Here is a 12,603-nt window from a genome sequence, read left to right as displayed (position 1 = left end):
ATCTAGTGTGGTTTCAGCAGCACTGCCGATCAGAACAGTCGGATCACCGGTATTACTCTGGAGCGACGACTTCGTTACACGACGGGCATTCAGCGAAGACTCCGAGTGGTCCGTCATCGCGTTCGTACTCAATCAACTTCCATCCGCTCGAGATCGAACTGCCGCACTCTGGGCACTGCCCGACCGTCGATTGATCACCTGTCATAGACGTTGGAAGAGGGGGGTGGGGCGTGTGAGATAGTAGCCCACCATCTGGATCTGGGAACCCATACCATTTAAAATTTTGTAAATTAATTATATGTATATGTTATCATGGATACATATTATTAGCTAACTCCAATTTATTATAAAGATATTCAAAACCTCCTCTACTAGTCATTTGTGTCATATCATCATAACTTTCGGCATGAGGATTCGGAAATCCAAGGGGTTTTTAAGCAATTTCCAGCCCAACAAGCGACTGTTATGTCGACGACTGACCGCCAACGAATCGACATCGATCTCCGGCCCGATCTCGGGGCCGACGTACCACCGGAGGCCCCCAGAACAGCTACGTTAGAGTTGACCCACAGCGAGGACGGCGATCGAACGGTCACCATCGATCACGGCCAGGACGAGTGGGTCCTTGAGTTCGACAGCGCAGGGAAATGTGTCAATCGGGATCCACCGACGAGACCTCTGCCCCAGTGGATCAGTGACGCGATCGAACTCGTTCGCGGCAAACTTCGGTGAAAACGATGTCAGTCCTCGATATCCTCGACTGGTTCGAGTTCGCTCGCGTCGAGTTCCTCGTCAAGAAAATCCCGGCCGTCGTCGTTGAGTCGATAGAGGCCTTGTGCGATTCGGTCAACCAGCCCGTATTTCGCAAGTTTGGAAAGCCGAAGGCTTGCATGGCTACGGGAGCAAACGTCGAAGTTTTCCACAGCTTGCGGCGTGAGATTCCCTTCATCACGCATCGTTTCCATGATGCGCTCATCAACTGGGCGCATCCACTCGGCCCGTTGTCGTACCACATCTACGGTGGGGCGATTAGTAGCCATAGGTTTACCGATACGTACGAAAACGTAACCAAAGTGTTTGAAACTGGTGGTGTATCGTTATCAGACGATTGTAAATCGTTAGGAAATTATTTGTAAGGGGAGGCTCAATATTCAATCGACCCGGCCCTTTCGGGCCAAAAGTCCGACGTGTCCCTAGCACGCCGGGGTCGGGTCAACCTCCGCACGAGGTTTCCGACCATGCAAAACGAGAGCTTCGGGGTAAATGAGTATTGCCCCACTGACCGCGGTATAGCCGGCTGTGCGGACAGTCGAGATCAGAGTACGGATCGCGACGCCGTAGCAAAAACGCCGCCGCGCGAGGATGCGGCAGCACGGACGGGAGGTTGTTCAGGAGCTCAGGCCCGTCCAACTGGATCGTCAACGCGCGACGGGGATAACAACACCGGTGACAAATCGAACTACCTGGTGGCCGCCCTCGAGCGCACCGAGTTGCGCGCTGGCGTCTTCTTCCACGGGGGTGGACGATGAGCGATTGCCCGACCTGCGGGAACCACTCGTGGCTCTGCCAGCAGTGTAAGATGGAGGCCCTCGAGAGCCGCCACGGAGTTCCGTCCGACCACTTCGAGACGGCCGCCGACCTCAATGACCAAGATAATCAGGACAACCTCGAGTACCGGTGTACGAGCTGCGGGCACGAGTACACCGGCTCGGCTCCGTGTCCAGAGTGTAGTGCACATCGCCGCCGGTACATCGGTCCGCTTCCAGGCGAGGAATCTAGGACGGATGGCGAATCTGAGGTCGCGACCGACGGTGGCCGCGAGTCCGAGGGGCGTGAGGCGTTCCTCACCGGCAACGCCCACTGGTGTGATCTCTGTAAGCGACCGTTCGATACGATCACTGATCTCGCGAACCACGATTGCCGGCCAGTCCGTACAGACGGTGGTGCTGACCAGGACGACGAGTACTACGTTGTCGATGAGACACGATCGGCGGTCGTCGACGGGCCGTTCAACGCGAAAGAATTGGCGGCCGCAGCAGCACGCGATCGCGGGCCCGAGCACATCGTCGCGACCGACGGCGCACTCGAGTTGCTCGCACTCACGTCGAACACGACGATCCGCTGGGAGAACGACGACGTCGACCTGGTGACTGATGGCGGACGCGTCCAGGACCATGTCTCGATCGAGAATCGCCCCTCGATCAAGAGCCGCCTCGAGGAGATCGACCAGCTGACCGAGTCGCTCCTCGAGGACGTCCAGGACGACGAGGACCTCGCCGAGCCCACCCGGAAGGCAGGTGAACGCTACCTCCGTGGAATCCGCGCACAGACCGAGAGCGCGATGACCGTCCTAGTCGGACCCGAGGCTGCTTTCGACGACTGGCCAGACGACGATCACGATGACTCGGCGCCGGTCGCGACCACGGACGGCGGGCAGCCGATCCACCGTGCGACGTGCGAGGATTGCGCCTGGTCGTTCGAGAACACGGACCTCGTCGATGTCTCCGACGAGATGGACCGCCATGCGCGCAAGGAGATGCACGACGTCGACCTCAAGCGAGCCGTCGCGACCGACGGGGGGATCGATCAACCCTTGACCGGAACACAACGGCCGTGGCCGGCCAACCCGGACGTGACGTGTCACACTTGCGATGCTACGGTGCCGTACAACGACATGGAGTCAGAGGGTTGGACCTACGAAACCCTCGAAAACGGTGAGCAGCCCGCTTACTGCCCGGACTGTTCAGCAGACATGGGTACTGAACAGGACGGAGGTGAATCCGCGTGACGGGTGGATCGTACCGCATCACCTGCAACGGGTGTGGGGGAGAGATTCGTGCATCTGCGCGCTACTGTCCGATCTGCGGCGATCGGCAGCCGTGGATCACCGACGACGGGATCCAGGTCGGTGATCGCGAGACCGGCGACGAGATCGACGACGTTTGTTCGTCCCTCGAGGCCCTCCGCAACGAGGTCGACCATCCCGAAGTCCGAGCTGCGCTTCGATCGGCGGTCGGGCACGTCTGGCGGGCGTCCATCCTGCAGCGCGCCGACGAGAACAGCGACGTTCGACTGATCGCCGACTGCGGCGGCACGGGCGTGACCATCCACGGACCGGATCCAGTCGCGTACAAACGCGAGCGGGGTGAGAGCCGATGAGTGCCGGAGTACCCAGTGACATCCCGCAGGACCAACTGCCGTACATCCGGCGGAATGCCCAGCGGCTCCTGGCTCTTCCCGAACCAGGGGAGCGCTGGCGATCCGACGTGATCCCTGACGACCTCGCGAACCAGCTGGTCGGCCTCCAGAACAAGGGGATCGTTCGCCGTGTCGATCGGGTCAAGTGCACGGAATGGTCCAAACGCCGCTGTCTCTGGGAAACCGATCCGGACGCCTACCAGCGGATCCAGGCCGTCCTCGAGGGCAACGATCGCGATGGCGCCCTCCCGTGCGGTCACTCGGCGATCCGTAACGAGCGCGGCGTCGACGGTGTGACCTGCGGCGTCTGTGGAGTGGTCCACGATCGCGAGGAGGTGCGTTCTCGATGACGATCGCCGCTGACGACCTTCGCCGTTTCGCCGATGTCGTCGATGCACTCCAGAACACGCCGGTCGACATCGACGGCGCGCAACTACTGGAGGCCAATGAGGATGCGATCCGCGGCCGCGTGACGCTGACCGTTCCCGATGATGCTGAGCTGGATACCCTCGCGATGCCAACGGAGGAGCGGGGGGCCGACGCCGACGATGATCGCGAGAAGGATGCCGAGGAAATGCTCGACCACACGTCGACCGCGGATCTCCAGCGTGCCTACGACGAGGCGGACGGGAATATCAGCGCTGCGTCTGATCGCTTCGAGGTCGGCTACGGTGCAGTCTACCGTCGGATGGTCAAACACGGCGTCCACGAAACCGAGAGTGACGAGACTGGCGAGAGCGGCACTTCCATCGAGGACGACACACCCGATTCAAAGTCAACGTCAGAGTCAGAGGCACGAGACGTCGACCTCGAGGAGGATGGCGCGGACGACGCGCCAGCGGGCACCGGCGACGACGTCCAGGACGAACCGACGGATAATCACGACGCCGAGACGATCACCGTCGACGCCGTCGACGATCAGGACGAGATCGACGTCGAACTTCCAGAGGGGGTAACTCAAGGCGACGTCGAAGCGGCCGTCGACGAGCATGAAACGCTCGGCGAAGTCGCCAAAACGATCGGTGTCACACGTGGCCGGGCCAGAACGATCACAGTAGCGTTCGGGTGCTATAGTGACGTTCGCGATGTCCCACCGCGGGGTGAGAAGGCGTGACGGCGAAGTACTCCACCGGCCGCGACGACGCGACCCACTGGGAATCCGACACCCGTCACGTTATGGCGGAATGGTCGACGAAACCGTTCACTGGGTTTCGACACCGCCACGAGACGGTCGAGCATCGGCTCGTCGTCGAGTACACGCACGGCGTCGGTGTCGACATCCGCCACGAGGTTCGGTCGGAGGAAAGCAGCAAGTTCTCCGGCGAGTGGTCGGCGGTCGAGACGCTCGAGGTGCGAGAGTACGGGGCCCGTCTCGATCGCCAGCTTGAAGCGAGGTGGTTGCAGTGAGCGCCGCCACCTTCGGTTTCGACGACGATGTCGCCGAGCACGAGCGCCGGCGCGCTGCGGAGGTCTCGATCGGCGAGATCACGGACCACGTCGAAGACCGCTGGTCCGACCGGGCGCTACTCGACGACGTCGACGTCCAAGAGGCATGGCAGGAGGCCGCGCCGATCCACTACCCAAGTGCCTATCGGGGCGCCGTCGCCCGCTACCATCGTCGTACCGACACCGTCCTGCTCGCCCGTCAGGGTGGGCTCGTGACGTGTATCGAGTTGATGGACCGACCGTGGTCCGCGCGCGTCTACGTCCGCAATCAGGTGATCGACCGATGAGCCAAGCAACGAACTCTCTAACAGATGGGCCAGACGAACCGAATTCTGCCGAGGAGCTCTACGAGCAGCACGGTCCCGTCCTTGAGGACTGGGCTACCGAAGACTCCCGTGCCGGACAAATCGCGAAAGCCGTTCTCCAAGTTGCAGGGCAGGCGGGTGATGACGATGCGTGATTCAGTCGATGTGACCGAGCGTTTGGGCGAGTTTCTCGGCCAGTTCGGGATCGGTCTCCGCAACCCGAGCGATGTCGATCGCCACTTTTCGACGGTCCGGATCGTCCTCTTCGACGGCCCGGTCCTGCATTTCGACACGGGTTTCGTCGATCGCTTCGCGAATCTCGTCTCGAAGCGCGACTCCACACTTGGGACAGTGCCACGCCGAGGATTTTACCTCCGAACGGCAATTGAAACAGTTGACGATCTCGAGGCCGCCATCTTCGTCCTCATCTTCGTCGACAAACCCGTGGCGTTCGAAGATGGAATCGTTCCGCTCCTCGTGAGTGGTGTGATCGTACCTGTCGAGCATCCGCATCTGGTCGTCAGTCAGCATCGACATGTGCTCGATCTCGCGATCCTCGAGGTCGGAGTTCCGGACCCGAGTCATGAAGACGTGCCGGAAATGGTGGGGTGTGATCCGGCGCGAGATGCCGGCTCGTCGAGCGATCCGATCGAGCGTCCCACGGAACCCGTCGGTCGACAACGCCATCTCGTCGCAACGATCGTGGTCGTACTCCTCGATAACGGGGAACAATGGTGCGTCGTCGTGTGGTCTTCCCCGGTCACCGGTTCGATCGGGATGATGACGGTTCAACCACTCCCGGAGCTCCGCACGCGAGTACAGGATCGGGTACGGTCGGTCTTCGACACCCTTCAACCCGACTGCGGCGCTATTCGGCCGGAAGGTTGGTTTGGGACCGTCGATACCGGAGACGTCACCGACGCGCAGCGAGAGAGCCAACGAAATTCGGGCCCCGACGTCAGCGAGAAAGTCAATCAGAACTGGATCTCGATTGTTCGCAGCTGCTCGCTTCAGCTCCTCGATCTCGTCTTCGGAGAGGAGATCGTCACGGGTGATCGTGTCCTCTTCGACGTTCCGATCAGGGAGTTCGATTCGGTCGTAAAAGTCGAACTCGTCGTCATAGTCCGGATCGTCGTCGAGCCATTTGAAGAAGACCCGCAGCGCACGGCAGTAATTGTACATTCCGCTGCCGTTGGGGTCGAGGCCATAGCCGCCTGCGTCGCGAGGATCACTAAGCACGCCCAGAAAGACGCGGACGTCGCCGATATCCATCTCAATGAGCGATTTCTCGGCCCTCTCACTGGCACGCCGGAGGTTCCCGAGGTCGTTGATCAGCGTATTCTCGGCGACACCCTGGCGCTCGCGGTGGCGGGCGAAGTCCTCGATCGCCTCCCGGTCGGCGTCGTTGATCGACGACTTCTCGAGGTGTTCCCACTCGCGTTCGAGCTTCTCGAGCGTATTATTCGGATCGTTAATGTCGGCCATAGGAACATGATACTGCCCCAGATATTTGGTTCCCTAGCACAGAAACGCGCCAGATGTTCGGCAAAGAGTAACGGCCCGCAGTTCTTTTCGCTGTCCGGTTTCGTCTCGATCGTGACGCTGAGACGCCAATGCTCGTGAAGCCGTGAAACTGGCGTCACGACCGGCGTCCTGCCCGATCGTCGATCGAGTCAGTGTCCCGACCATCGACACCACGGAGGCCTGTATCTCGACTCGCAGCCTCCGTGACGATGAGCGAACGTACCTCGAAACGACTCGACGACCGCGTCGAACCCTGCGTCGTGACGCCAGCGAAGACGGTCTTGACGCTTCCGCCTCGGCAACGCCGTCGCGGTCGACGTCGACGGCGCCGGCGACGGTGAACCGTCCGGCAGCCTGGATATCAATTAACAACACATGTTGTGAACCGGAACTATTTTTCGCCGGTCGGCCGGAGGTCGACGTATGGCAAACCGGATGGAACCCGACAGAGCGGCACGATCGCCCCCGCAGTGGACGCGATCGCAGGCCGCCGGGATCGAGCGTACCGACGAAACCGTCGCCCCGATCGTCTATCCGCCCGATTCGGAGATCGATCCCGACGTTCACCTCTGGGACACGTGGCTGCTCCGGACCCGCGACGGCTCGATCGCCGAGATCGACGGCTATCGCGTCATCTTCTCGCTGACTGCGCCGTCCGATCTGCTGCCGGGCACACGCCACGACGTGGCGACGATCCGGTACTTCTACTCGTCGGACGGACGGAACTGGACCTGCGGCGGACCGGTCTTCCCGGAGGGGACCGCGTTCGGCTCCCGCCAGTGGGCCGGCTCTGCGCTCTACGACGACGATCGACTCTTCCTGTTCTACACGGCTGCCGGCTCACGCGACGAGGACGACCTCAGCTACACGCAGCGTATCGCAGTTGGTGCCGGCGGCAGGATCGCCGCAGACGAGAACGGGGTGTCGATCGCGGGACCGTTCGAGCACGAGATCCTGCTCGAACCGGACGGCGAGTACTACGAGCGTGAGGACCAGTCCCGGGGGATGATCTACACCTTCCGGGATCCGTGGTTCTTCGAGGATCCACGGTCCGGCGAGACGTGCCTGCTATTCGAAGCCAACACGCCGATTCCGGATCCCGAGGGCGAGGACCGCTTCGACGCCGATCCCGCCGCGCTCGACTTCAACGGTAGCGTCGGGATCGCCGTCTCCCCGTCCGGCGATCCGACCGACTGGACGCTAGAACCGCCGTTGCTCGAGGGAGCGGGGACGAACCAAGAACTCGAACGGCCCCACGTGGTGGTACAGGACGGCAGCTACTACCTGTTCGTCTCGAGCCACGAACACACGTTCGCACCCGGCATCACGGGTTACGACGCGCTGTACGGGTTCGTCGCAAACTCGCTTCGCGGCGAGTACGCGCCCCTGAACGACTCGGGACTCGTCGTCACCAATCCGGAACGCGCCCCGTTCCAGACCTACTCGTGGCTCGCGTATCCACACCGCGACGAGATCCTCGTCAGCAGTTTCTTCAATTACTACGACCTGCAGGGACTCTCACTCGACGACGTCGCCTACCTCCCGCCCGCAGAACAGCAGCGACGCTTCGGCGGGACGCTGGCACCGACCCTTCGACTGGCGGCCGAGAACGCGGAGACTCGCATCCTCGGGACGCTCGAACACGGCCACCTGCCGATCGCTGACGAGGACTTGCCACCACTGCTCTCGACGTTCGTGGACGACGGATCTGGAACCGAATCGGGGGACGGGTACGACGACGGAACCGCAAGTCACTGATTCGTCACTGACACACCGAATCACGCACGGCGCAGTTCGATCGAGACCGTCGATACTGTTCCAGTACGTCGCCGAACCCCTGTCACTCGTGTTCGGACCAGGCGCTGCCGAGTTCCCAGACGTCCAGTTCCTCGAGGGTGGCCGATCCGCCTGCCGCGTACATCGACACGCCGTCGCTCTCCTCGCGGGTCGGATAGATCCGGGTCGTCAGACAGTGGCGATCGTTCGCGAAGAGTTCGAGGACCGAGCCGTCGACGAAGAGCCGGAGCGAGAGCGAGTCGTCGACCGGTGAGACGGGCATCGAGACCGGTGCGTTCGAAGCGCGCGGGTCCAGGCTCGACCCCGCTCGATCGACTACCACGGTGCTCTCTCGCGTGTATCTGATCAGGGTCTCCTCTTCGTTGTCGGGCGACTCGCGAACGACGAACCCGAACTCGTCTGCGTCCTCGATCCGGATCTCCGCCCCGATCTCGAGCGCGTGTCCGGTGACGGGGAGCGACCGGTGATCGTCGGTGAGCGTCGTCGTCTCGCCGTGGACGTGTGCCTCGCGAAGGGCCGTCAGTTCGGGGGCAGGTCGCTGGCGAAGTCGACCGTCGGCGTCGAGGTCGACGTGACGCGGGAGCGACAGCGTGCCCGACCAGCCGGCGTCCCACTGGGCGCTCGCGTCCCGGTCCTCCTTCACCCAGCCCCACATCAGCCACCGGCCATCATCGTCGCGCAGCGACTGCGGCGCGTAGAAGTCGCCGTGATCGAGCAGCCCGGACCGATCGAGGTCGAACGAACCCTCGTCGGCGTCGTACGTACCGAGGTAGTACCGGACCTCCTCGTAGTTCGAGACGTGGAGCAGTTGGCTCTCGCCGAAATCGAGCAGTTCCGGGCACTCCCACATCGCCCCGTCGCGTTCTGGATCACCGACGAGGATCGGCCCCCGGTACTCCCAGTCGGTCATGTCGCCGTCGCTCGTGTACAGCAGGGCCGTCCCGCCGCCGTCCTCGATGCCGGAGCCGATCAGGTGATGCCAGGTCCCGTCGTCCGCCTGCCAGACGCTGTGGTCCCGGAACTCCGCGCGCCAGTGCTCCGTCGATCGTAACGGCGGCTCCTCGGGAGGGGCGTCGATAACGGGGTTCTCGCTCGACTTCGCCCACGCCGAGAGGTCGTCGTCGACGGCCGTCCCGAGACAGGGCAGTTGCAGGTCGCCGCGGCCACCGGTGTAGAGGATCGTCGGCGTTCCGTCGACCTCGATCGCACAGCCGGACCAGCAGCCGTTCCGATCGGGGCCGTCGGGTGACGGGGTGAGTGCCACGGGTCGGTCCTCCCAGGTGACGAGGTCGTCGCTGACGGCGTGGCCCCAGTGGATCGTCTCGTGGTACGGTCCACCCGGGTTGTACTGGTAGAACGCGTGGTACCTGCCGTTCCACTGGATCATCCCGTTGGGGTCGTTGAGCCAGTTCGCCGGCGGCGTGAGGTGATACTGCGGGCGGTTGTGATCGCCGGCCAGCGCGGCCCGACGGCGCGAGAGGGCGGCGGCGTCTTTCGGCCGTCGCTCCGCGATCCGTTCCCCGTCGGCTCCGAGGACGGCGAGGAGGTTGTCGACGAGCCGTGTCCGGTTTTGCACCGGGTCTCCGGTCGCCGGTCCCTCGAACTGCAGTGCCGTTCCGAGGCCGGCGACGTCGCCGTCACCGACCTGCCACCCCACGAGAGCGACCTCGGTGGGGGCTTCGTGGTGCTCGCGAAGGGTACTCGCGAGAACCTCGCCACGCTCGGGCAGGACGGATTCGTACCGCGTGGACGGCTGCGGGCCGTCGGCCGATCGCGTCGGAACTCGCAGCCCGTCCAGCCCGTCGAACGCCGGGTGACCGACGGACGCCGCCTTCACGAGCAGCCCGGTCGTCGACGTGGGTTCCTCGACGAGCGAGACGTCCGGCGAGACGGGATCGATCCCGAGGGACGTGACGGCCTCGAGCGCCCGGAGGGAGAGCAAGAGTCCACCCCCGTCCCGAAGGTGTGCCTCGATCGATTCCCGGCAGTCCGACAGTTCGGCGATCGACTCGATCGGGTCCGTCCGGTGCCACCAGAGGACGTCGTAGGCGTCGATCGGTCCGGGTCCAGCGGCAACGTCGGCGATCGCCAGCGGCCGGGCGTCGATCCCCGCCTCCGCACACCAGTCGAGCGCTGCTCGCTGTTCCGGCGACAACTCCCCGTCGACCAGAAACCCGACGGGATTCGCGGATGTACTCATCTATACGCAGTCCAACGCCGGACCGTTATAGAACTGCCGCAGTGGGTCGCCGATCGGCGTCGGAACCCTCCGTGGGATGCGTTTGACCCGGGCCATCGCCCGGGGGACACACGGCCACCATCCGGCGGATGCCACGCCCGTTCGCTATCTCTGCGCGACGCCGACCGTCGGCGTCCAACGACGGGTGGCTGGGATCGGCTCGATCGGGAAGCGCAGTCGAGTATACGCGTCAGTCTGACGCGGCCGATCGCGCCAGAACGAGATCCGGACGGAGAACCGTCGAAGAAGCGGTTTCGGGACCCGATTACTGGATCGAGTAGCCCGCCGCGATCGTCAGCAGGAGGACCATGAACAGGGCCGTCGCCATCAGATAGGTGATCGATCGCGGTTCCTCGATCAGGTGCTGGAAGTAGCCCGCGATCAGGCTCGACTTGATGATGGCGAGAACGATCGTTCCGCCCACCGCCATCTGATACGTAAAGATCTCGTCGAACTCGAAGAACACGAACTTCCCCGTAGCCAACACCAGCAGTGCGACGTAGATGAGTGCGTACGTGCGAAGGCCAGCCATTGGTACGCTATCGGATTGACGGCCACTTATAGCTTCCTCATGCGATCGAACCCGGCCGCCGAAAACGACACGTAGATGGGGCCGCGGACGAACCATCGGACAATGAGTGGACGTTCGGCTCTCGGTCGCCGGACCGCGATCGCGGTCGTGATCGTCCTCGCGACGCTCACGGTGGGCGTCGGTATCGTAGCCGCGAGTAACGTCGCCGCCGGACTCTCCCAGGAGAGCGGCGACGTCACCGTTCCGACGTGGCTCTACATCGCGACCGGTGGCGGCGTCATCGGCGCCTCCGCCCTCATGACGATGCTCGTCACCGATCGCGCTGTCATCGCCGACTATCACGACCGGACGCTCGGGATCACGACCGAGCAGTTACTCGCCGCCGGCTCGCTCGTACTCGGCACCATCGGGCTGTTCGGGCTGGCCCTCGTGATAATCGTCGCCGGGCTCAACCCCGACGTCGCTGGCTTCGCCAGCGCCGCGGTCCTCCTGACGTTCGTCGGCGCTCGCGCACTGCTGACGACGATCGCGTACACCGTCGGGAACCCGTGGCCCGCCCTGAACCCGTGGCGACGGATCGCCCTGGTCCTCCCGAACGGACTCGTCGCCGACGAGTATCCCCGGCGACTGGGCTCGTGGCCGGCGGTGGCTGCGCTCCTCGTGCTCGTCTGGCTCGAGATCGTCGCGCCGCTGAGTTCCTCACCGGGGGCACTGCTCCTCGCAGTGCTGGGCTACTCCGCGTTCACGATCGGCGGTGCCGTCGCGTTCTCGCCGGACTCGTGGTTCCAACGGGGCGACCCGCTCTCGACGTGGTTCCGCCTCTACGGGGCCGTCGCCCCGGTCCAGCGGACCGACGACGGCCTCGCGGTGCGGTTCCCCGGGGCGCGTCTCAGCGACGACGACGTGATCACCGACGTCTCGGCGATCGCGTTCGTGCTCGTCCTCGTCTGGGAACTGACCTACAGCGGCTTCATCGTCACCGCACCCGGCGTCACCACGATCGGATTCCTCGTCGACCTCGGGTTCCCGCCGGCGTTCGTCTACCTCGCGCTCTTGCTCGCCGGCTTCTGGCTGTTCTGGAAGGTCTACTGGCTCGCGGCCGAGCGAACGCGTGAACGCGCAGGGACCTATATCTCGACGCGCTACCTCGCGCTCCGGTTCGCGCCGGCGTTGCTGGCGATCGCGGCCGGGTATCACTTCGCCCACTACGCCGGATTCACGATCACGCTGTGGCCGTCGCTGCTGGAGACGCTCGCGGCACCGCTGAATCCGCCCGCGAACCCGACTCAGTACCGGCTTACGTCGTGGTTCGGCTACGTCGAGATCGCCGGCATCCTGATCGGGCACATCCTCGCGGTCTGGGTCGCCCACACGATCTCGTTCGAACTCTTCCCGGGAAAACTGCAGGCGATCCGTAGCCAGTACCCCTTCATCGTCGTGATGATCTTCTTTACGATGGTCAGCCTCTATCTCGTTTCGCTGCCGACCGTGAACCCGCCGTACGTGGCGGGGTGAGATGCCCCCGGTCACGGGCGTGTCACGGTCGCCGCCCGGGCACCGCC

14 protein-coding genes are annotated in these 12,603 nt (G+C 63.6%); 9 read left to right on the top strand and 5 right to left on the bottom strand.

Annotated features, from left to right (window positions below; translation table 11 throughout):
- Positions 1 to 52: 52 nt before the first annotated feature.
- Positions 53 to 205: a DUF7837 family putative zinc-binding protein gene (locus tag MUG98_RS25650; protein ID WP_486606254.1), complete on the bottom strand. Its 153-nt coding sequence runs from the start codon at positions 203 to 205 to the stop codon at positions 53 to 55.
- A 260-nt stretch (positions 206 to 465) separates the two neighbouring features.
- Between MUG98_RS25650 and MUG98_RS11470 the strand changes: the two genes are divergently transcribed.
- Positions 466 to 732 (top strand): hypothetical protein, encoded by a 267-nt coding sequence (locus MUG98_RS11470; RefSeq protein ID WP_265112241.1) that lies wholly within the window; start codon positions 466 to 468, stop codon positions 730 to 732.
- An 8-nt stretch (positions 733 to 740) separates the two neighbouring features.
- Here MUG98_RS11470 and MUG98_RS11465 read toward each other — a convergent pair whose 3' ends face one another.
- A complete protein-coding gene (locus tag MUG98_RS11465; RefSeq protein ID WP_265112449.1) occupies positions 741 to 989 on the bottom strand; it encodes an ArsR family transcriptional regulator in 249 nt (82 codons plus the stop codon).
- Between the two features lie 536 nt (positions 990 to 1,525).
- Here MUG98_RS11465 and MUG98_RS11460 point away from each other — a divergent pair.
- The 6 genes from MUG98_RS11460 to MUG98_RS11435 are packed head-to-tail and all read left to right on the top strand — an operon-like array spanning position 1,526 to position 4,931.
- Positions 1,526 to 2,788, top strand: coding sequence for an FmdB family zinc ribbon protein (locus tag MUG98_RS11460; RefSeq protein WP_265112240.1), 1,263 nt, complete (start codon positions 1,526 to 1,528; stop codon positions 2,786 to 2,788).
- Positions 2,785 to 3,159: a hypothetical protein gene (locus tag MUG98_RS11455; RefSeq protein ID WP_265112239.1), complete on the top strand. Its 375-nt coding sequence runs from the start codon at positions 2,785 to 2,787 to the stop codon at positions 3,157 to 3,159. Before MUG98_RS11460 ends, MUG98_RS11455 begins: the two co-directional genes overlap by 4 nt.
- Positions 3,156 to 3,548, top strand: a complete 393-nt coding sequence (locus MUG98_RS11450; RefSeq protein WP_265112238.1) for a hypothetical protein — start codon at positions 3,156 to 3,158, stop codon at positions 3,546 to 3,548. The genes MUG98_RS11455 and MUG98_RS11450 overlap by 4 nt, the downstream gene beginning before the upstream one ends.
- A complete protein-coding gene (locus tag MUG98_RS11445) occupies positions 3,545 to 4,312 on the top strand; it encodes a hypothetical protein (protein ID WP_265112237.1) in 768 nt (255 codons plus the stop codon). The genes MUG98_RS11450 and MUG98_RS11445 overlap by 4 nt, the downstream gene beginning before the upstream one ends.
- Positions 4,309 to 4,605, top strand: coding sequence for a hypothetical protein (locus tag MUG98_RS11440; protein ID WP_265112236.1), 297 nt, complete (start codon positions 4,309 to 4,311; stop codon positions 4,603 to 4,605). Before MUG98_RS11445 ends, MUG98_RS11440 begins: the two co-directional genes overlap by 4 nt.
- Positions 4,602 to 4,931, top strand: coding sequence for a hypothetical protein (locus tag MUG98_RS11435; RefSeq protein ID WP_265112235.1), 330 nt, complete (start codon positions 4,602 to 4,604; stop codon positions 4,929 to 4,931). Before MUG98_RS11440 ends, MUG98_RS11435 begins: the two co-directional genes overlap by 4 nt.
- 174 nt (positions 4,932 to 5,105) lie before the next feature.
- Here MUG98_RS11435 and MUG98_RS11430 read toward each other — a convergent pair whose 3' ends face one another.
- Positions 5,106 to 6,434 carry a tyrosine-type recombinase/integrase gene (locus MUG98_RS11430; RefSeq protein WP_265112234.1) on the bottom strand — a complete coding sequence of 443 codons (1,329 nt, stop codon included), beginning with the start codon at positions 6,432 to 6,434 and terminating at the stop codon, positions 5,106 to 5,108.
- Between the two features lie 462 nt (positions 6,435 to 6,896).
- Between MUG98_RS11430 and MUG98_RS11425 the strand changes: the two genes are divergently transcribed.
- Positions 6,897 to 8,231 (top strand): glycoside hydrolase family 68 protein, encoded by a 1,335-nt coding sequence (locus tag MUG98_RS11425; RefSeq protein ID WP_265112233.1) that lies wholly within the window; start codon positions 6,897 to 6,899, stop codon positions 8,229 to 8,231.
- An 82-nt stretch (positions 8,232 to 8,313) separates the two neighbouring features.
- On the opposite strand, the gene MUG98_RS11420 is transcribed toward MUG98_RS11425, so the two are convergent.
- Together MUG98_RS11420 and MUG98_RS11415 are read right to left on the bottom strand one after the other, a co-directional pair.
- A complete protein-coding gene (locus MUG98_RS11420; RefSeq protein WP_265112232.1) occupies positions 8,314 to 10,470 on the bottom strand; it encodes a GH32 C-terminal domain-containing protein in 2,157 nt (718 codons plus the stop codon).
- Between the two features lie 304 nt (positions 10,471 to 10,774).
- Positions 10,775 to 11,041: a cytochrome C oxidase subunit IV family protein gene (locus MUG98_RS11415; RefSeq protein WP_265112231.1), complete on the bottom strand. Its 267-nt coding sequence runs from the start codon at positions 11,039 to 11,041 to the stop codon at positions 10,775 to 10,777.
- 102 nt (positions 11,042 to 11,143) lie between these two features.
- Between MUG98_RS11415 and MUG98_RS11410 the strand changes: the two genes are divergently transcribed.
- Complete coding sequence (locus tag MUG98_RS11410; RefSeq protein WP_265112230.1) at positions 11,144 to 12,556, top strand: hypothetical protein; 1,413 nt, start codon at positions 11,144 to 11,146, stop codon at positions 12,554 to 12,556.
- The last annotated feature ends 47 nt before the right edge of the window (positions 12,557 to 12,603 follow it).

Source organism: Halosolutus halophilus (assembly GCF_022869805.1).
Taxonomy (GTDB): domain Archaea; phylum Halobacteriota; class Halobacteria; order Halobacteriales; family Natrialbaceae; genus Halosolutus; species Halosolutus halophilus.
Note: the sequence above shows the minus strand (reverse complement) of the source record. Positions and strands in the feature narration are given on the sequence as shown.